The 17,372-nt window shown below is 71.9% G+C and carries 18 protein-coding genes; 13 read left to right on the top strand and 5 right to left on the bottom strand.

The genetic code is table 11. The features are described 5' to 3' along the window. Positions 1 to 7: 7 nt before the first annotated feature. Entirely contained in the window at positions 8 to 748 is a 741-nt protein-coding gene (locus ABZ911_RS34155) for a GntR family transcriptional regulator (RefSeq protein ID WP_358065568.1), read from the bottom strand. 172 nt (positions 749 to 920) lie between these two features. Between ABZ911_RS34155 and ABZ911_RS34150 the strand changes: the two genes are divergently transcribed. The 8 genes from ABZ911_RS34150 to ABZ911_RS34115 are packed head-to-tail and all read left to right on the top strand — an operon-like array spanning position 921 to position 8,982. Next, positions 921 to 2,090, top strand: a complete 1,170-nt coding sequence (locus ABZ911_RS34150) for an ABC transporter substrate-binding protein (protein WP_358065565.1) — start codon at positions 921 to 923, stop codon at positions 2,088 to 2,090. Further along, on the top strand, positions 2,090 to 3,088 hold the full coding sequence (locus ABZ911_RS34145; protein ID WP_358065562.1) for an inorganic phosphate transporter: 999 nt from the start codon (positions 2,090 to 2,092) through the stop codon (positions 3,086 to 3,088). Before ABZ911_RS34150 ends, ABZ911_RS34145 begins: the two co-directional genes overlap by 1 nt. Next, entirely contained in the window at positions 3,085 to 3,726 is a 642-nt protein-coding gene (locus ABZ911_RS34140) for a DUF47 family protein (RefSeq protein ID WP_358065560.1), read from the top strand. The genes ABZ911_RS34145 and ABZ911_RS34140 overlap by 4 nt, the downstream gene beginning before the upstream one ends. Beyond that, entirely contained in the window at positions 3,727 to 5,556 is a 1,830-nt protein-coding gene (locus ABZ911_RS34135) for an iron ABC transporter permease (RefSeq protein WP_358065557.1), read from the top strand. Continuing rightward, the gene (locus ABZ911_RS34130; RefSeq protein WP_358065554.1) at positions 5,557 to 6,657 is read left to right on the top strand and encodes an ABC transporter ATP-binding protein; all 1,101 of its coding nucleotides are present in this window, start codon (positions 5,557 to 5,559) and stop codon (positions 6,655 to 6,657) included. Beyond that, a complete protein-coding gene (locus ABZ911_RS34125) occupies positions 6,654 to 7,415 on the top strand; it encodes an HAD family hydrolase (protein ID WP_358065551.1) in 762 nt (253 codons plus the stop codon). Before ABZ911_RS34130 ends, ABZ911_RS34125 begins: the two co-directional genes overlap by 4 nt. Then, positions 7,403 to 8,179, top strand: a complete 777-nt coding sequence (locus tag ABZ911_RS34120; RefSeq protein ID WP_358065548.1) for an inositol monophosphatase family protein — start codon at positions 7,403 to 7,405, stop codon at positions 8,177 to 8,179. The genes ABZ911_RS34125 and ABZ911_RS34120 overlap by 13 nt, the downstream gene beginning before the upstream one ends. Then, positions 8,176 to 8,982, top strand: a complete 807-nt coding sequence (locus ABZ911_RS34115; RefSeq protein ID WP_358065545.1) for an HAD hydrolase family protein — start codon at positions 8,176 to 8,178, stop codon at positions 8,980 to 8,982. The genes ABZ911_RS34120 and ABZ911_RS34115 overlap by 4 nt, the downstream gene beginning before the upstream one ends. Here the strand turns inward: ABZ911_RS34115 and ABZ911_RS34110 are convergent. Together ABZ911_RS34110 and ABZ911_RS34105 are read right to left on the bottom strand one after the other, a co-directional pair. Next, positions 8,970 to 9,626: an SDR family NAD(P)-dependent oxidoreductase gene (locus ABZ911_RS34110; RefSeq protein ID WP_358065542.1), complete on the bottom strand. Its 657-nt coding sequence runs from the start codon at positions 9,624 to 9,626 to the stop codon at positions 8,970 to 8,972. The genes ABZ911_RS34115 and ABZ911_RS34110 overlap by 13 nt on opposite strands. 98 nt (positions 9,627 to 9,724) lie before the next feature. After that, the gene (locus ABZ911_RS34105; RefSeq protein WP_358065539.1) at positions 9,725 to 10,372 is read right to left on the bottom strand and encodes a GntR family transcriptional regulator; all 648 of its coding nucleotides are present in this window, start codon (positions 10,370 to 10,372) and stop codon (positions 9,725 to 9,727) included. A 20-nt stretch (positions 10,373 to 10,392) separates the two neighbouring features. Here ABZ911_RS34105 and ABZ911_RS34100 point away from each other — a divergent pair, with 20 nt between their 5' ends. Further along, on the top strand, positions 10,393 to 11,580 hold the full coding sequence (locus ABZ911_RS34100) for a CoA transferase (protein ID WP_358065536.1): 1,188 nt from the start codon (positions 10,393 to 10,395) through the stop codon (positions 11,578 to 11,580). Beyond that, a complete protein-coding gene (locus ABZ911_RS34095; RefSeq protein ID WP_358065533.1) occupies positions 11,577 to 12,413 on the top strand; it encodes a CoA ester lyase in 837 nt (278 codons plus the stop codon). The genes ABZ911_RS34100 and ABZ911_RS34095 overlap by 4 nt, the downstream gene beginning before the upstream one ends. Here the strand turns inward: ABZ911_RS34095 and ABZ911_RS34090 are convergent. Then, positions 12,410 to 13,045 (bottom strand): helix-turn-helix domain-containing protein, encoded by a 636-nt coding sequence (locus ABZ911_RS34090; protein WP_358065530.1) that lies wholly within the window; start codon positions 13,043 to 13,045, stop codon positions 12,410 to 12,412. The two genes, ABZ911_RS34095 and ABZ911_RS34090, sit on opposite strands and share 4 nt — an antisense overlap. Before the next feature lie 79 nt (positions 13,046 to 13,124). After that, complete coding sequence (locus ABZ911_RS34085) at positions 13,125 to 14,405, bottom strand: phytase (protein ID WP_358065527.1); 1,281 nt, start codon at positions 14,403 to 14,405, stop codon at positions 13,125 to 13,127. 202 nt (positions 14,406 to 14,607) lie between these two features. On the opposite strand from ABZ911_RS34085, the gene ABZ911_RS34080 reads away from it, so the two are divergent. From ABZ911_RS34080 to ABZ911_RS34070, 3 genes are read left to right on the top strand one after another with little or no spacing between them, the layout of a single operon-like run. Beyond that, positions 14,608 to 15,582, top strand: a complete 975-nt coding sequence (locus ABZ911_RS34080) for a sugar ABC transporter substrate-binding protein (protein ID WP_358065524.1) — start codon at positions 14,608 to 14,610, stop codon at positions 15,580 to 15,582. Continuing rightward, positions 15,579 to 16,619, top strand: a complete 1,041-nt coding sequence (locus ABZ911_RS34075; RefSeq protein ID WP_358065521.1) for an ABC transporter permease — start codon at positions 15,579 to 15,581, stop codon at positions 16,617 to 16,619. The genes ABZ911_RS34080 and ABZ911_RS34075 overlap by 4 nt, the downstream gene beginning before the upstream one ends. Continuing rightward, the gene (locus ABZ911_RS34070; protein WP_358065518.1) at positions 16,616 to 17,371 is read left to right on the top strand and encodes an ATP-binding cassette domain-containing protein; all 756 of its coding nucleotides are present in this window, start codon (positions 16,616 to 16,618) and stop codon (positions 17,369 to 17,371) included. Before ABZ911_RS34075 ends, ABZ911_RS34070 begins: the two co-directional genes overlap by 4 nt. The last annotated feature ends 1 nt before the right edge of the window (position 17,372 follow it).

Here is a 17,372-nt window from a genome sequence, read left to right as displayed (position 1 = left end):
GCGCCGCTCAGCGCTCGATGAGCGTGACCTCCAGGGAGTAGTGCGAGGCGCGGTAGACGTGCGAGCCGTGCTCGACCGCCCTGCCCTGGTCGTCGTAGGTGGTGCGGACCATGGTGAGCAGCGGCGCGCCCCGGCGCTCGTCGAGCAGCCTGCCCTCGGTGAGCGTGGCGGCGCGGGCGCCGATGCGCTGGTTGGCCACCCGCATGCGCACCCCGGCCGAGCGCAGCAGCTCGTACAGCCCGCGGGTCTCCAGGTCCTCGGCGGTGAGCTGGGCCAGGCTGAGCGGCAGCCAGTTGTGCAGCAGCGCGAGCGGCTCGCTGGAGGCGAAGCGCAGGCGCTCCAGGTAGAGCACCTGGGTGCCGGGGGCCACCCCGAGGATCGGCGCGATCTGCTCGTCCACCGGGCGGGGCTCCAGGGCGAGCACCTGGGTGGCCGGCTCCTGCCCGGCGCGGCGCAGGTCGTCGTAGAGGCTGGTCAGCTCGACCGACCGTTTGACCTGGCCGTGCACCACCTGGGTGCCGACGCCGCGCTTGCGCACGAGCAGGCCCTTGTCCACGAGGTACTGGATGGCCTGGCGGATGGTCGGCCGGGACAGGCCGAGCTTGTCGGCGAGGAGGATCTCGTTGTCGAGCCTGGAGCCGGGCGCCAGGTCGCCCCGCCTGATGGCTTCGGCGAGCTGTTCGGCCACCTGGAAGTACAGCGGCACGGGGCTGGAGCGGTCCAGGTCGATCGCCAGGTTCGCGGTCATGTGATCAGGTTAGCTGAAGTCAGAATGTCCTGACAAATGCTGGACAGGCTGTTCCCTGATCCGCCAAAGGTAAGAATGTCTTGACATAGTGTTCATCTGTTGTTCATTCTTGGGGGAATCGCAGCGTCCGTGCCGGGGGACCGGTCGCTCTCCGTCGACAAGGAGCGTCGCCATGCTCACCCCCCGCACCACCCCGCTCGCCTTACTCGCCGTGGCGGTCCTGCTGAGCAGCGGCTGCGCGCCGTCGACCGGTGGCGCCGTGCAGGCCACGGCTCCGGCGGCCGTGCCGGCGGCCTCCCAGGACGCCGCCTTCGACCTGGACAAGCTGATCGCCGCCGCCAAGGCGGAGGGCAGCGTCACCGTCTACGACTCCAGCGGCGACATCGAGGACGTCGCCAAGGCGTTCACCGCGAAGTACGGGATCACGATGGAGGGCGTCAAGTCCGACAGCCCCGAGACCGCGGAGAAGATGACCCGCGAGCACGCGGCCGACAACGTGACCATCGACGCCACCATGTTCGAGGACGGCGGCGTCCTCATGGGTCAGCTCATCCCGCAGAACATCGTGCACACCTGGATCCCCGGCGACCTGAAGGCCGACATCCCCGAGGCGAACCAGAACCCGCTGCTCGCCCTCTCCAAGGCGACGATCTTCGCCTACAACACCGTTCTCTCGCCCGGCGGGTGCCCGGTCAAGAACATCTGGGACCTCACCGAGCCGGAGTGGAAGGGCAAGCTGGTCATGCAGGACCCGCTGGGCAAGCCCACGGTCCTGTCCTTCCTCACCCAGCTCGACGCGCACGGCAACCCCGGCCTCGAGCAGGCCTACCAGGCCAGGTACGGCAAGCCGCTCGAGACGAAGGAGAAGAGCGCCGCCTACGAGTGGATCAAGCGGCTGGCGGCCAACGAGCCGGTGCTGACCGGCTCGGACGAGGACATCTCCGGCGCCGTCGGCCCGGCCGCCACCAAGGACGTGAAGATCGGCTTCATGTCGATCTCCAAGTTCCGCAACAACGAGGAGAAGGGCTACAAGCAGGCCGCCTGCACCGGCATGCGGCCGTTCACCGGCTTCTCCTACCCGAAGTACGTGGCCCTCGCGACCAAGAGCAAGCACCCCAACGCGGCCAAGCTGTACGCCCACTTCATCATGACCGAGGAGGGCGTCAAGCACGAGATCGCCGAGGGCGGCGTGTCCGGCAACTCCACCGTCAAGCCCCTGGTCACCCCCGAAGGGCTCAACGACTGGGGCGCGGACCTGTTCCACACCGACTCCGCCAAGCTCCTCGGCGACTTCCAGAACCGGCAGGTCGTGTCGGACTTCTGGCGCGTCAACCACGGATGATGGGATGGACGATCGCCTTCGTCTCCGTGGCGGTGCTGTTCGTGCTGGTCTGCGGCGCGAACGACGGAGCGGCGCTGCTCGCGCTCGCGCTGCGCTTCCCCCGGGGCGGCACCGTGAGCGGCCTGCTCAGCATGCTCCTGCCGCCGCTGGCGCTGGTGACCGTCCCGCTCCTGCTCGGGTACGGCGTCGCCGAGGCGTTCACCACCCGCCTGGCGGTGCTGACGGGACCGCGCGGCCAGGCGGCCTTCCTGGCCGGCGTGGTCGTGGCACTGATCGTGGTCGGGGTGCTGAGCGCGCGGGGGCTGCCCACCAGCCTGACCCTCGCGGTGATCGGCGGGATCAGCGGGGCGGGGCTCGGCGCGGGCCTCGCCGTACCGTGGTGGGCGCTCGGGTCGGTGCTGGCCACCGGCCTGGCCGCGCCCGCCGTCGGCCTGGCGCTCGGCTACCTGCTGGGCGCCGGCTCGCGCCGGGTCCCGGGCACCGGCCGGATGCCCGCCCTGGTGTACGGCACGCACCTGCTGGCCTACACCGCCCAGTGCGTCGCCTACGCGGTCAACGACGGCCAGAAGATGTTCGCCGTCGTGAGCATGGCGACCGGCGTGGCGGGCCCGCCGGGCATCCCCGGCGGCTGGCTCGCCGCCGTGGCCGCGCTGTTCGCCCTGGGCGCTCTGACCAGCCTGACCGGCGTCGGCGAGCGGCTCGGCCGCGGCCTGGTCCTGGCCAGGCCGCTGCACATCGCGTCGGCTGAGACGGCCGCGGCGGCCGCGGTGCTGGGCAGCTCGGTGCTCGGCAGCCCGGTGAGCATGACCCAGTCGCTGTCGGCCGGTGTGGTCGGGGCGGCGGCCAGTGAGGGAGCGAGGAGGGTGCGGTGGCAGGGCGTGCTGAACCTGGGGGCGGCCTGGCTGGTGACGCTGCCCTCGGCCGCGTTGCTCGGCTTCGCGGCCGGGCTGGCCGTGCGCGCGCTGCCCGCCCTGTCCGCTCCGGTCGCGGCACCGTGATCGGCCGGATCCGGCGGGCCTGGGACGACCTGCGCGGCGGGTCGGCGCCCCGCATCGTCGGCCTGGTCGCCGCGCAGATCGCCGTCGCCAGGGCGGGCGCCGTCTTGGCGCTGGAGGCCGCGCTGGGGCGGCTGGACCACGCCACCGCCCGCGCCCGCATGGCCGGGGTCGAGCACGAGGGCGACGAGGCCAGGGCCGAACTCGTCCGCGCGCTGCGCAGGGCGCTGGCCACGCCCATCGACCGCGAGGACCTCTACCGGCTCTCCCGCTCCATCGACGACATCCTCGACCAGTTGCGCGACTACGTCCGGGAGAGCGACCTGTTCGGGCCGGGAGACCTGACCTTCGCCGCCGACCCGCTGCGCGCCGTCATCGACGGGCTCGGCGAGCTGGACGGCGCCGTGCGGAAGATGCTGGACGACCCCGGCGGGGTCACCCTGGCCGTGCTCTCCGCCCGCAAGGCGGGCAGCCGGGTCAGGCAGCTCTACCAGACGGGCCTGGCCGAGCTGTTCGGCGGCCCCTTCGAGATGGACCTGATGCGGCGGCGCGAACTGCTCGCCCGCCTGGACGCCGTGGGCCGCAGGCTCGGCGAAGCCGCCGACGCGCTGGCCGACGCGATGCTGAAACGGAGCCACTGAATGTCCCTGACGATCCAACGGCCGCCGGTGAAACCGCCACGGCGGCGCAGGCTGGTGTACCGGTTAAGGGTGCTGCGGCACGAGCCGACGGCGGCGCTCGGCCTGGTCCTCGCGCTGCTGCTGCTCTATCTGGTGGTCGCGCCGCTGGTGTCGGTGATCTCGGACTCCTTCCGCATCCAGTACGGCGACCAGGTGCACTCGGGCCAGCAGCCCGGCGAGTGGACCGGCTACTACCTGTGGCGGGTGTTCCGCTCCCAGATCAGCGAGCTGATCTTCTGGGAGCCGTTGGTCAACACGGTGGTCGTCTCGCTGGGCACGGTGCTGTTCGCGCTCGTCGTGGGCGGCGGCACGGCCCTGCTGGTGACCAGGACCAATGTGCCGGGGCGCAAGTTCCTGGCCGGGGCGCTGGTCGTGCCGTACATGCTGCCGTCCTGGACGTTCTCGCTGGCGTGGCTGACGTTGTTCAAGAACGAGCGGGCCGCCGGGCAGGAGGGGGTGCTGCAGGCCGGGGGCGTCCGCACGCCCGACTGGCTGGCCTACGGGCCGATCCCGATCATCGTGACGCTCGGCCTGCACTACTACCCGTTCGTGTTCCTGCTGGTCGGCAACGCGCTGCGGCGTATCGACGCGCAGTTGGAGGACTCCGCGCGGATCCTCGGCGCGGGCCGGGGGACCGTGCTGCGGCGCATCACCGGGCCGCTGATGATGCCCGCGCTGTCGTCGGCGGTGCTGCTGGTGCTGGGCCGGGTGCTCGGGACGTTCGGCACGCCGTACATCCTCGGCCTGCCCGCCGACTACCGGGTGCTGTCCACCGGCCTCTACCAGTCGATCCGGGACCGCAGCACCGGCGTCGCGTCGGTCATCGCCACCGTCATCGTGATCATCGGCGTGCTGATCGTGCTGGCCGACATGCGGCTGATGCGCGAGCACCGCAGGTTCGTCACCGTGGGCGGCAAAGGCGCGATGGACCGCCTCGGCGACCTGCGCCGCTGGCGCTGGCCCGCCGCCGGGTTGGCCGGGCTGGTGCTGATGGCCGGCGTGGTCGTGCCGGTGATGACGCTGATCCTGTCCACCGTGATGCGCACCCCCGGCGTGTGGCGGCTGGACAACTTCACCCTCGACTTCTGGCTGGCCGAGTCGCTGCCGGGCGCGGTCGGCTTCCCGCACGGGGTGCTGCGCGGCAACGAGCTGTGGGACGCGGCCGTGAACAGCCTCGTCATCGTCGGCAGCGCGGCGCTGATCTGCGGCGTCGTCGGGCTGCTGGTGGGGTACGTGGTGGTGCGCGGCGTCGCGCCCCGGCTGAGCGGCTTCCTGCGCCAGGTCTCCTTCCTGCCCTACCTGATCCCCGGCATCGCCTTCGCGGCCGCCTCACTGTCCCTGTTCGCGGTCGCCCGCGGCCCCATTCCCGCGCTGTACGGCACGACGCTGCTGCTGATCGTCGTCATGGCCGTGACACACCTGCCGTACTCCTCCCGCTCGGGCATCTCGGCGATGATGCAACTGGGCAGGGAACCCGAGGAGGCCGCGCAGATCTGCGGGGCCACCTGGTGGACCCGGATGCGCCTGATCATCTTCCCGATCCAGAAGGGGGCGCTGGTCACCGGAGTGGTGCTGCCGTTCATCTCGGGGTTGAAGGAGCTCAGCATCGTCATCATGCTCACCACGACGGGCACCCAGTTGCTCACCACGCTGTCGATCAACCTGGTCGACTACGGCTACACCCAGCTCGCCAACGCGGTCGTGCTGATGATCGCCCTGGTGTCGTTCACCATGACGTACCTGACCCAGCGGCTCACCAAGAGCAGCCTTGCATCCGGATTGGGAGGATAAATGCCGACGATTACCCTTTCGGGGATCGCCAAGAGCTACGGCTCGGGCGAATATGCGGTGAAAAATCTGGATTTAGTGGTTGAGGATGGGGCGTTCATGTGTCTGCTCGGCCCCTCGGGCTGCGGCAAGACCACGACGCTGCGCATGATCGCCGGACTGGAGCAGCCGACCGCGGGCACCATCGCCGTCGGCGACCGGGTGCTCGACTCCGTCGAACAGGGCCTGTACGTCCCGCCGGAGAAGCGCCAGATGGGGCTGGTCTTCCAGAACTACGCGCTGTGGCCGCACCTGACCGTGCGCGGCAACACCGAGTTCGGCCTGCGCATGCGCAAGGTCCCCGCCGCCGAGCGCCGCTCCCGCGCCGAGGCCGCGCTCGCCATGGTGCACGTCGACGACGCCATGGACCGCTACCCCTCCCAGCTGTCCGGCGGCCAGCAGCAGCGCGTGGCGCTGGCCCGCATGCTCGCGGTCAGCCCGTCGGTGCTGCTGCTGGACGAGCCGCTGTCCAACCTGGACGCGCGGCTGCGCCTGGAGATGCGCGCCGAGCTGAAGCGCATCCACGAGGAGACCGGGGCGACGATCGTGTTCGTCACCCACGACCAGATGGAGGCCATGACCATGGCCACCGACGTCGCGGTCATGGACCAGGGCCTGCTGCAGCAGATGGCCTCCCCGATGGAGATGTACCGCCGCCCGGCCAACAGGTTCGTCGCCGAGTTCGTCGGCAGCCCCCCGATGAACCTGGTCCCCGTGCCCGCCCAGGGCACCGCGGGCATGGCGGGCTCGCTGCTGCGGCACATCGGCGACCGGGCGGCCTGCGTGCCCGCCACCGTCGGCATGCGGCCCGAGGCCATCCGCTTCGGCCGCCCGCCCGCCGCGGCCTGGAGCGAGGAGGCGCAGGTCGAGGCCGTGCTGCCGGCCGGCTCGTCATGGACGCTGCGGCTGCGGATCCTCGACACCGAGCTGTTCGCGCTGACCTACACGCCGGTGGAGGTCGCGCCCGGGGGAAGCGTCACCTGCTGGATCGAGCCGGAGAACCTGCACCTGTTCGACGGCTCGGGAGCCAGGATGGCCGCCTGGGACATGGCGAGCGCCCGATGAGGGCCCCCGCCGCGCTGCTGCTCGACTTCGGCGGCGTGCTGGTGGAGACGACCAAGCGGCCCTCGTGGGCGGCCGAGCTGGCCGCCGACGTGCACGGCAGGCTCGTCGTCGCGGGCTGTGCCGTACTGACCCCGCAGGAGGTGGAGCTCGACATCAGGGCCGGGGTGGAGGCCGACCGGTGCTGGAAGGACGCCATGTCCCGGCCGTACGCGCCGGAGGAGATGACGCACCGGCGCTTCTGGGGCGACTTCGTGGCCGCCGACTGGGGCCCGGCCGCGCGCGAGCTGGTGCTGGCCGAGGCGACCGCGCTGTGCAAGCGGATGGGCGAGCTGCGCCAGGACCGCAAGATCCGCCCCGGCATCCCCGCGCTGCTGACCGCCTGCGCGGGCAGGGACGTGCCGGTCGCCGTGGTCAGCAACTCGCTGTCCGGCGCGGTCCACCGCGACTTCGTGGACGCCCACGGCCTGCGCTTCGCGCTGCAGGTCTACAGCGACGAGGTGCGGGTCAGGAAGCCGAACCCGGAGATGATCTGGATCGCCACCCGGGCGTTGGGCGTCGTTCCCGCGGATGTCTGGTACGTAGGGGACAACTACGACAGGGATGTCGTCTGCGGGGCACGCGCCGGGGCGGGCTCGACGATCCTGATGAGGTCGGACAGCACGGACAAGATCCCCTACGAGGTACGGCAGCGCCCGGCGGCTGTCGTGGACGACGCGCACGGGCTGCTGAGACTGCTGGAGGACACATGGACGAGCTGATGGACATCGCCTCGGAGGCCGCGCGCACCGTGGGGGAGCGGCTGCGCAAGGCGTTCCGCTCACGGCCGCAGGTCGACCACAAACGCGACTTCCACGACCCGGTGACCGAGCACGACAGGGCGGCCGAGGCGGCCATCCGCGAGGTCATCGGCGCCCGCTGCCCCGGCAGCGTCATCGTCGGCGAGGAGGGCGGCACCACCGGCGAGGGCTCCGTCCGCTGGTTCGTCGACCCGATCGACGGCACCGCCAACTTCGCCGCCGGGCTGCCGTTCTTCTGCGTCTCCATCGGCGCCGCCGTCGACGGGCGGCTCGTCGCCGGAGTGATCTACGACCCGATCCGCGACGACGAGTTCACCGCCTCCGACACCGGCGCCTGGTGCAACGGCGCGCCGCTGCGCAGCGTGGGCGCGGCCACCGACCGCGAGGCCATGCTGCTGTGCAGCTATCCGACACCGCGCGACTTCGCCACCGACGGCGACCTCGCCCTTCAGCGGTACGGCCGACTGATGTCCTCCTTCGCCGCCGTACGCCGCCCCGGCAGCGCCGCGCTCAAGCTCGCGCACGTCGCGGCGGGCTGGTCCGACGCCGCCTACGGCCGCAACGTCAGCCCGTGGGACGTAGCCGCCGGAGCCCTGCTGGTCGAGCGGGCCGGTGGCGTCTACCTCGGCGACCCGTTCGCCCCCGGCGACTACCTCGCCCATGTGGGCGGCTTCGACCTGGAGTCCTCCGCCCTGCGGGAGCTCCTCTCCGAGGTCGCGCGGTGATCCGGTGGATCGTCACCGACCTGGACGGGACGCTGGTCGGGCGGGACCTGCTCATGGTGGAGTCGAGCAGGAAGGCGCTGCTGCGGTACATGGCGGCGGGCGGGCGGGTCGTGCTGGCCACGGGGCGGAGCGAGCACTCGGCGCGCCGCTTCTACGACGAGCTGGATCTGTCCGGGGGCGCGATCCTGTACAACGGGGCGCGCACGGTGGATCTGCGCGACGACCGGGTGCTGGCCTCCAGCAGGCTGCCCGCCGCCGCGTGGCACGCCGTCACCCGCCTGTTCGGGGAACTGCCGGGCGGGGTCTACCCGGTGGTGTTCTCGGGTGGGCGGGCGCTGGCCTTGCACGAGGTGCCCGAACTGCGGGACTACGCCCGCCGTGACGGCCTCGACCTGCACCGCCCGCCCGGCGGATGGGGCGCGGTGCCCGCGGACGACGTCACCAAGTGCATGCTGATCGGCGCCGTCGACCTGCTGCCCGATCTTGGCATCGAGGGCACGACCACGATGCGCTCCGAGGCCGCCTACCTGGAGGTGCTGCCCGAAGGCGCCACCAAGGGGGCGGCGCTGCGGGCGTTCGCCGCCTCCGAGGGCGTGCCGCTGACGCAGGTGGCCGCCATCGGCGACAACCCCAACGACCTCGACATGATCGCGGCGGCCGGGCTGGGCGTGGCCGTGGGCGACGGCCACCCCGACGTCCGGGCGGGCGCCGACCTGGTCGTGGGCCCCTGCGCGGACGGCGCGGTCGCCGACCTGGTCGAACACGCCCTCAGCGGCTGGAAGGACCACGGTCAGGCGCCGTAGACGAGCTCGGCCTGCTCGCGACGGGTGTACAGGTCCCAGTAGGCGGCGGCGACGGCGTCCGGTTCGGCCTCGGGCGGGCTGGCGTTGATCGCCACGTACGCGGCGTAGACGCCCTTCTCGGTCGTGACCTGGTGCAGGTTGAGCACCCAGTTGCGCAACGCCGCGGCGGCGGCGTCGACGTTGGCCATCGCCGGGTGCGGGGTGATCGAGCCTCCGCCGGTGGTGAACAGCAGCGTGCCGGACCCGGCCGCGAGCATGCCGGGCAGCACCTGCCGGGCGGCGGTGACCGCGCCGTACAGGTAGTACTCGACCTGGGGCTGGAGGTTGTCCACGCTCACCTCCAGCGGCCCGGCCATCACCGGGTCCGGGGTGGGCGGGTGCGGCGCGGGGGAGTACTCGAGCACCTCGACGCCGCCGAAGCGCTCCTTGATCTGGTCGAACGCGGCCACCAGCGAGGGGCGGTCGGTCACGTCGGCGCCGAACCCGGCCGCGGTGATCCCCGCCTCGGCCAGTTCCGCGACGAGCGGGTCGAGCCTGCCGCGGTCGCGGGCGACCAGGGCGACGTCGAAGCCGTGGCCGCCGAAGACCTTGGCGAGCGAACGGCCCAGCCCGGGGCCGGCGCCGACGATGGCGATCGTGGACATGCGCTGCCTCCTCGCTCAGTTCAGGGCGACGGCGACGGCCCCCCACTCCCACCAGGGTAGGTGTAGGAGCTCCTCCACCTGCGTGCGGACCCTGTCCGCTAGGGAGGGCGCGTGCCGATCCGATGGCGGGCGGCGGCGTCGATATGGCCGGACATGAGGCGCTCGGCCGCCGGCCCGTCCCCGGCCTCCAGCGCCCGCAGGATCCCCTCGTGCGCGTCGAGCTGCCCCTGGGCCAGCACCGGATCCAGCCACAGTGAGTGCCCGGCGGGCACCGGAACCCCGGCCCGCACCCCTCTGGCGTGCTGCCCGAGGAACTCCGGCCCGCCGATGTCGGTGATCCGCAGGTGGAACTCCTCGCTCCGCTCGCCCAGCCCCTCGCACCTGCCCTCGGCGTGATCCCGGACCATCGACTCGTGCAGCACCCGCAGCTCCGCGAGCTGGGCGGGCGTGATCCTGGCCGCGGCCAGCCGCGCCCCCAGCCCTTCGAGGGCGGCCCGCACCCCGTAGAACTCCTGGAGCGCGCCGTCGCCCAGGTCCACGACGGTGGCCCCGTGGTGCGGCTCGTAGCTGATCAGCCGGTCGCGCTCCAGGCGGCGCAGCGCCTCGCGGACCGGGGTGATGGAGACGCCGAGCCGCTGCGCGATGGGCGCGGCGCGCAGCGCGGTGCCGCCGGGGAGGCGCGCGGTGCGGATCTCCTCCAGCAGGGCGCGGTAGACGTAGTCGGCCTTGCTCAACGGTGCGGACATTTCTTATAAGTTATACAACTATGAGCAGTCTGGGAAACCTCCGGGTGATCGACATCGCGACGCTGTTCGCCGGCCCCTCGGCCGCGATGATGCTCGGTGACTTCGGCGCCGACGTCATCAAGATCGAGCATCCGCGGCGCGGCGACCCCTCGCGCGGCCACGGCGCCTCCGTCGACGGGGTCGGGCTGTGGTGGAAGACGCTGTCGCGCAACAAGCGGACCGCCGCCGTCGACCTGTCGCACGAGGACGGCCAGCGGATCCTGCGCCGCCTGGTGGCGGAGGCCGACGTGCTCGTGGAGAACTTCCGCCCCGGCACGCTGGAGCGCTGGGGCCTCGCCCCCGAGGACCTGCGGAAGCTCAACCCCCGCCTGATCGTGGCCAGGATGACCGGGTTCGGGCAGCACGGCCCGATGGCCGGGCAGCCCGGCTTCGGCACGCTCGCCGAGGCGATGAGCGGCTTCGCCTCGATGACCGGCCAGCCCGACGGGCCGCCCACGCTGCCGCCGCTGGCCCTGGCCGACGGCATCGCCGGCCTCGCCATGGCCTACGCCCTCATGGTCGCCGTGCACGCCCGCGAGGCCACCGGCCAGGGCCAGGTCATCGACATGGCCATCATCGAGCCCATCCTCGGCCTGCTCGGCCCGCAGATGACCGCCTACAAGGCGCTCGGCGTGGTGGCCCAGCGCACCGGTAACCGCTCCGGCAGCAACGCGCCGCGCAACACCTACCGCACCCGGGACGGCCGCTGGCTGGCCGTCTCCACCAGCGCGCAGACGATCGCCAAGCGCGTCGTCACCCTGGTCGGCCGGGCCGACCTGGCCGAGCAGCCGTGGTTCGCCAGCGGGCGCGGCCGGGTCGAGCACGTCGACGAGCTGGACGCGGCCGTCGGCGGGTGGATCGCCGAGCGGGACGCCGCCGAGGTGGTGGCCCGCTTCGAGGAGGCCCAGGCGGCCATCGCGCCGATCTACGACGTCGCCGACATCGCCGAGGATCCGCAGTACCGGGCGCTCGGCACCTTCGTCGAACTGCCGGATGAGGAGCTGGGGCGGGTGACCGTACAGAACGTGATGTTCCGTCTGTCCGAGACGCCGGGTGAGGTCAGGTGGACCGGACGCGGCCTCGGCCGCGACACCGACGAGATCCTCGCCGAGCTCGGCTGCACCCCTGACGAGATCGCCGCTCTGCGCGCGGACGGGGTGGTCGCGTGACACTCCCGATCACCTGGCTCTACGTCCCCGGCGACCGCCCCGACCGGTACGGCAAGGCCGTCGCCTCGGGCGCCGACGTGGTGATCCTCGACCTCGAGGACGCCGTGGCCCCCGCGCGCAAGGACGACGCCCGGCGCGCCGTCGCCGAGTTCCTGGCCCGGCGCGGCCCCGAGGGCGGCCCCGCCCTGCACGTGCGGATCAACGACCTGGCCACCCGGCGCGGCCTCGACGACCTCGCCGAACTGGCCGCCGCGCCGGGCTTGGACGCGCTGCGGCTGCCGAAGGTGGAGTCGCCGCAGACCCTCGACCTGGCCGACGAGATCCTCGGCGACCGGCCGGTGGGAGCGTACGCGCTGCTGGAGTCGGCGCTGGGCGTGCTCGGCGCCGAGGCGATCGCGGCTCACCCGCGTGTCGCCGGGCTGGCCCTCGGCGAGCAGGACCTGGCCGCCGAGCTGTCCATCACCGCCGAGCACGCCTTCGATCACCTGCGGCTGCGGGTGGTGCTCGCCGCCGCGGCCGCGGGGCTGCCGCCGGTGCCGATGTCGGTGTACGCCGACCTGAAGGACACCGACGGGCTGATCGCCTCGTGCGTGCGGGGCCGCGCTCTCGGCATGCTCGGCCGCGCCGCCATCCACCCGCGCCAGCTCCCGGCCATCCGCCAGGGCTTCCGGCCCGCGTCCGGCGAGGTGGCCAAGGCCCGCGAGGTGGTCGAGGCGGCGGAGCGGGCGCGGGCGGCGGGGGTGGGCGCGGTCGCCCTGCCCGACGGCCGCTTCGTCGACGCCCCCGTCGTCACCCGCGCCCGCCGCACCCTCGCGCTGGCGGAGGAGGCTTAGGCGGGGATCCAGCGGGCCTCGATCTCCTCTTGGCTCGGGGGAGGGCCCGGCAGGGGAGTGGTGCCGGAGGGCAGGTGGAGGGCGTCCAGCAGGAGGGCGAGGTAGCGGTGGCGGAGCCGGGCCGTACGGGCTTCGTCGCCCAGGCGGATCGAGGCGAGCTGCTCGAAGAGCACGGAGATGTCCGCCATGGCGACGTCCGGCCTGATCACCCCCGCCGAGGAGGCGCGCGCGAACACCCGCTCGCCCAGTTCGCCGGCCAGCGCCGAGTCGCGGGACAGCTCCTCGGTCGGGTGGAAGGTGCCCGCCAAGGCCAGGGTCAGCGAGTGGGTGTCGGCGTCGACGATGTCCGCCATGAAGGAGCGGAACGCGGCCCACGGGTCGCCCTCGGCGCGCAGCGCCCGCTCCGCGGCGGCGATGTACAGCTGGAGGCCGTCGCCGCAGAGCTTCTGCAGCAACGCCTCCTTGCTGCCGTAGCGCCGGTAGAGCGCGCTGATCCCGACGCCCGCCCGATCGGCCACCGCGGCGATCGGCGCACCGGGGTCGGCGGTGAAGACCGCGCGGGCGGCCTGGAGGATCAGCTCGTCGTTGCGCGCGGCCTGCGCCTTGCGGCCGCTCATCGGTGCAGTGGTCATACGCATACTATACGCGGAACAAAGAATTCCGTTCTATAAAGGAAGAAGGGCCCGGCCGAAGCCGGGCCCCGAGCCCTCGCTAGTTCACGATGTCCAGGTCCAGTGGCTCGGCCACCTCCTCCCACGGGACGAACTTGAAGTTGGTGATCTCCCGGTCGCCGTCGGCGGGAGTGTTCACGCCGTCGTGCGCGACGAACAGGCCGTGCGGGAAGGCCGAACCGAGCGACTTGCCGGTCACCATCGAGCCGTCGCTGACCTCGACGCCGTCGACGCCGCCGGCCGAGCCCACCCGGAACTGGCCGAGGTAGTCGTTGTCACCCTCGCGCTCGTACACCGCGAAGGTGTTGTCGCCCTGGCTGGAGGCCAGCAGGTAGCCGTCGCCGTCGTCCTCGGAGTCGTAGATCGTCAGACCCTCGGCGTCGGCCGCCAGGTGCTCGCCGCCGTAACCGGGGTCGGGGCCGGGCAGGCACTCCTCGGTCGCAGGGTCGAAGGTGTCCTGCCTGCCATATTCCTTCGTCTTGTCCATCAGCACCGGCGTGCCGGTCAGGTCGGCGCGCATCCGCCAGATGCCGACGTCCTCCTGCGCGGCGTAGAGCACGTCGCGCTCGCCGTCCACGACCATGCCCTCGACCTGGGCCAGCTCGCCCGGGTCCTCGCACGGGTGCCAGGTGCTGCCGTTGGGCAGTACGAAGCTGGCGGGCAGGCTGAGCGTGCGGACGAGGGAGTAGCCGACCTTCCCGCCGGGCTTGGCGGCCAGCTTGACCAGGCCGACCGAGGTCATGTGCCGGCGGCTGACCAGGGCGTAGTCGCCGTGCCGGTCCTGCCAGGTGGCCAGGCCGTACGCGGTGGCGGCGTCGTTGACCTCGGCCTGCGTGCTGTTGAAGACGAACGGCACGTCCGGGTCGGTCACGTCGGTGAGCGGGGGCTGGCCCGCGGCCGCCTTGGTGGGGTTGACGGCGTAGAAGCGGACATGGTCGCGGCCCCGGTCGGAGACGACGGCCAGGTCCACCTCGGAGCCGTTGGACAGGCGGAAGCCCTCCACGAGGTCGACGTTGTTGAACCTGCCCACCTCGTCGTCCGGGCCGGGCGCGGCGGGTGCGGGGATGTGCTGGACCTGGGCTCCGGCCAGGTTGTAGACGTACAGGCCGCCTTCCTTGGCCGTGCCGATGACGATGCTCTTGCCGGGGCGCGAGGGGTGCACCCAGATGGCGGGGTCGTCGCCGTTGGCGTTGCCGCCGGCCTCGTCGTCGAACATGGCGGGCGTCTCGACCGAGGGTTCGGCTGTGGCTATGCCGTCGGCCACCGCGGCCGGCGCGGCGAGCACGGGTAACAGCAGGATCGCGAGAAGCAGGGGGCGCATGGCGGCTCCTGTGGTCGGGGGGTCTTGATGTCAACGTAGAGCCGAATTCATCAGAGGGCAATAGGACATCACTATGTCTTGACATACTGAGGAAACATGCACGGCAGAGCGTGGCATTAGTCTTAATGTCACGACAAACCATTGACACATGGGTGAGCGCCGGTTACAACCGGGGGCGAGCCCTTGGTCATGGAGGTGTCGGATGAAGCGGACCCCGGTCGTGCTCGGCCTGATGGCGGCGCTGGTGCTGAGCGGTTGCTCGCAGAGCTCCGGAGGAGGTCAGGAACAGGGCGGGGCGAGCGCTCCCGCTGCCGCCGCTCAGGGCACCTTCGCCGTGATCACGCACGCGGGCGCGGGCGACTCCTTCTGGGACGTGGTGAAGAACGGCGCGCAGGCCGCCGGCCAGAAGTACGGCGTGAGCGTCACCTACCAGGGCGACGGCGACGCCGGCAAGCAGTCGCAGCTCGTCGACCAGGCGGTCTCGCAGAAGGTCGACGGCATCGCGGTCTCGATGGCCAACCCCGACGCGCTGAAGGAGTCGATCGGCAAGGCGGTCGCCGCCGGCATCCCGGTGGTGACCATCAACTCCGGCCTGGAGTCCTCCAAGGAGTTCGGCGCGATCACCCACGTCGGCCAGTCGGAGGAGGTGGCCGGGCGCGGCGCGGGGGAGAAGCTCAAGGCCGAGGGCGTCACCAAGCTGCTGTGCGTGATCCACGAAGCCGGGAACGTCGGCCTCGACCAGCGCTGCAAGGGCGCCGAGGCGACCCTCGGCGGCACCGTCGAGCGGCTGCAGGTCGACGTCGGCAACCTGGCCGACGTCGGCTCGAAGATCACCGCGAAGGTCCAGGCGGACAAGTCGATCAACGGCGTGCTGGCGCTGAACCCGGCCGTCGCCATCGCCGCCCGCGACGCCCTGAAGGACGCGGGCTCGCCGGCCAAGCTCGGCACCTTCGACCTGTCGGGCGACGTGGTGACCGCCATCAAGGACGGCGAGGTGCTGTTCGCCGTGGACCAGCAGCAGTACCTCCAGGGCTGGCTGCCGATCACCTTCCTCTACCTGTACAAGAACAACCTCAACACCGTCGGCGGCGGCCTGCCGGTCAACACCGGCCCCGGCTTCGTCACCAAGGACAACGCCGAGCAGGTGGCCAAGCTGGCGGAGGGCGGCACGCGATGACGACCGCGGTGCCGGCGGCCGACGAACGCGTCTCCGACGTCGGCCGCCTGCGCAGGACGCTGATCAGGCCGGAACTGGGCGCGGTGGTCGGCGCGATCGCCGTCTTCACCTTCTTCGCCGTCCAGTCGGAGGTCTTCCGCTCGCCCGCCGGCGTCGCCAACTGGCTCGACCCCGCCGCCACGCTCGGCATCATGGCCGTGGCCATCGCGCTGCTGATGATCGGCGGCGAGTTCGACCTGTCGGCCGGCGTGCTCACCGGCACCACCGGGCTGGTGCTGGTCACGCTGGCCACCCGCTACGGCTTCGACGTGTGGAGCGCGATGCTCGTCGGCCTGGCCGTCGCGCTGGCCATCGGGTTCCTCAACGGCCTGCTCGTCACCCGGACCAGGCTGCCCAGCTTCATCGTCACCCTCGGCACCTTCCTCATGCTGCAGGGCGTCAACCTGGGCGTCACCAAGCTGATCACCGGCACCGTCCAGGTGAGCGGCCTGCGCCGGGCCGAGGGCTTCGAGACCGCCAACATGGTCTTCGCGGGCACGGTCACGATCGGCGGCGTCGGCTTCCGGGTGGCGATCCTGTGGTGGATCGCGGTGACCGTGCTGGCCACCTGGGTGCTGGCGCGCAGCCGCTTCGGCAACTGGATCTTCGCCGTCGGCGGCAACGAGCAGGCGGCCCGCGCGGTCGGCGTGCCCGCCGCGCGCACCAAGATCGCGCTGTTCATGACCACGGCCTTCGCCGCCTGGCTGGTCGGCTCGATCCTGGCGCTGCGCTTCACCTCGGTCCAGGCCAGCACGGGCGTGACCCAGGAGTTCATCTACATCATCGCGGCGGTCATCGGCGGCTGCCTGCTGACCGGCGGGTACGGCTCGGCGATCGGCGCCTCCATCGGCGCGGTCATCTTCGGCATGGCCGACAAGGGCATCGTCTTCCTCGGCTGGGACGCCGACTGGTTCAAGTTCTTCCTCGGCGCGATGCTGCTGCTGGCGACCCTCGCCAACCGGCTGGTGCGCCGCTACGCCGAAGAGGTGAGGCATTGATCCTCGAGACGAGGGCCATCGGCAAGACCTTCGGCAGCGTGCTGGCGCTCCGCGAGGTGTCGATGAGCGTCGAGGCCGGCCAGGTCACCTGCGTCCTGGGCGACAACGGCGCGGGCAAGTCCACCCTGATCAAGATCCTGGCCGGCGTGCACCGGCACGACACGGGCGAACTGCTGGTCGACGGCAGGCCGGTACGGCTGGCCGGCCCCCGCGAGGCGCTGGACCGCGGGATCGCCACCGTCTACCAGGACCTGGCGATGATCCCGCTGATGTCGGTCTGGCGGAACTTCTTCCTCGGCTCCGAACCGCGCAAGGGCCTCGGCTTCGACGTGGCCAAAGCCCGGCGGGTGGCGCGCGAGGAGCTGCGGGCGATGGGCATCGACATCCGCGACGTCGACCAGCCGGTCGGCACCCTGTCCGGGGGAGAGCGGCAGTCGGTCGCCATCGCGCGCGCCGTACACTTCGGCGCGCGCGTGCTGATCCTCGACGAGCCCACCTCCGCGCTCGGCGTCAAACAGGCGGGCGTGGTGCTGCGCTACATCGTCCGAGCCCGCGACCGGGGGCTCGGCGTCGTGTTCATCACCCACAACCCGCACCACGCCTACCCGGTCGGCGACCGCTTCCTGCTGCTGAACCGGGGCGCCAGCCTCGGCCAGTACGCCAAGGCCGACATCTCCCTGGACCGGCTGACCTCGCTGATGGCCGGCGGCGCCGAGCTCGACCAGCTCGCCCACGAGCTCAGCCGCGAGTGAC

Source organism: Nonomuraea sp. NPDC046570 (assembly GCF_040645915.1).
Classification (GTDB): domain Bacteria; phylum Actinomycetota; class Actinomycetes; order Streptosporangiales; family Streptosporangiaceae; genus Nonomuraea.
The sequence above is the reverse complement of the archived record's forward strand: the minus strand, read 5'-3'. Positions and strand labels throughout refer to the sequence as shown.

Excerpts from the sequence above, each read along its gene's own strand:
- ABZ911_RS34125 (WP_358065551.1), top strand. The coding sequence starts at position 6,654 with ATGAGGGCCCCCGCCGCGCTGCTGCTCGACTTCGGCGGCGTGCTGGTG.
- ABZ911_RS34105 (WP_358065539.1), bottom strand. The coding sequence starts at position 10,372 with ATGTCCGCACCGTTGAGCAAGGCCGACTACGTCTACCGCGCCCTGCTG.
- ABZ911_RS34075 (WP_358065521.1), top strand. The coding sequence starts at position 15,579 with ATGACGACCGCGGTGCCGGCGGCCGACGAACGCGTCTCCGACGTCGGC.
- ABZ911_RS34100 (WP_358065536.1), top strand. The coding sequence starts at position 10,393 with ATGAGCAGTCTGGGAAACCTCCGGGTGATCGACATCGCGACGCTGTTC.
- ABZ911_RS34155 (WP_358065568.1), bottom strand. The coding sequence starts at position 748 with ATGACCGCGAACCTGGCGATCGACCTGGACCGCTCCAGCCCCGTGCCG.
- ABZ911_RS34150 (WP_358065565.1), top strand. The coding sequence starts at position 921 with ATGCTCACCCCCCGCACCACCCCGCTCGCCTTACTCGCCGTGGCGGTC.
- ABZ911_RS34145 (WP_358065562.1), top strand. The coding sequence starts at position 2,090 with ATGGGATGGACGATCGCCTTCGTCTCCGTGGCGGTGCTGTTCGTGCTG.
- ABZ911_RS34085 (WP_358065527.1), bottom strand. The coding sequence starts at position 14,405 with ATGCGCCCCCTGCTTCTCGCGATCCTGCTGTTACCCGTGCTCGCCGCG.
- ABZ911_RS34135 (WP_358065557.1), top strand. The coding sequence starts at position 3,727 with ATGTCCCTGACGATCCAACGGCCGCCGGTGAAACCGCCACGGCGGCGC.
- ABZ911_RS34120 (WP_358065548.1), top strand. The coding sequence starts at position 7,403 with ATGGACGAGCTGATGGACATCGCCTCGGAGGCCGCGCGCACCGTGGGG.
- ABZ911_RS34110 (WP_358065542.1), bottom strand. The coding sequence starts at position 9,626 with ATGTCCACGATCGCCATCGTCGGCGCCGGCCCCGGGCTGGGCCGTTCG.
- ABZ911_RS34080 (WP_358065524.1), top strand. The coding sequence starts at position 14,608 with ATGAAGCGGACCCCGGTCGTGCTCGGCCTGATGGCGGCGCTGGTGCTG.
- ABZ911_RS34130 (WP_358065554.1), top strand. The coding sequence starts at position 5,557 with ATGCCGACGATTACCCTTTCGGGGATCGCCAAGAGCTACGGCTCGGGC.
- ABZ911_RS34090 (WP_358065530.1), bottom strand. The coding sequence starts at position 13,045 with ATGACCACTGCACCGATGAGCGGCCGCAAGGCGCAGGCCGCGCGCAAC.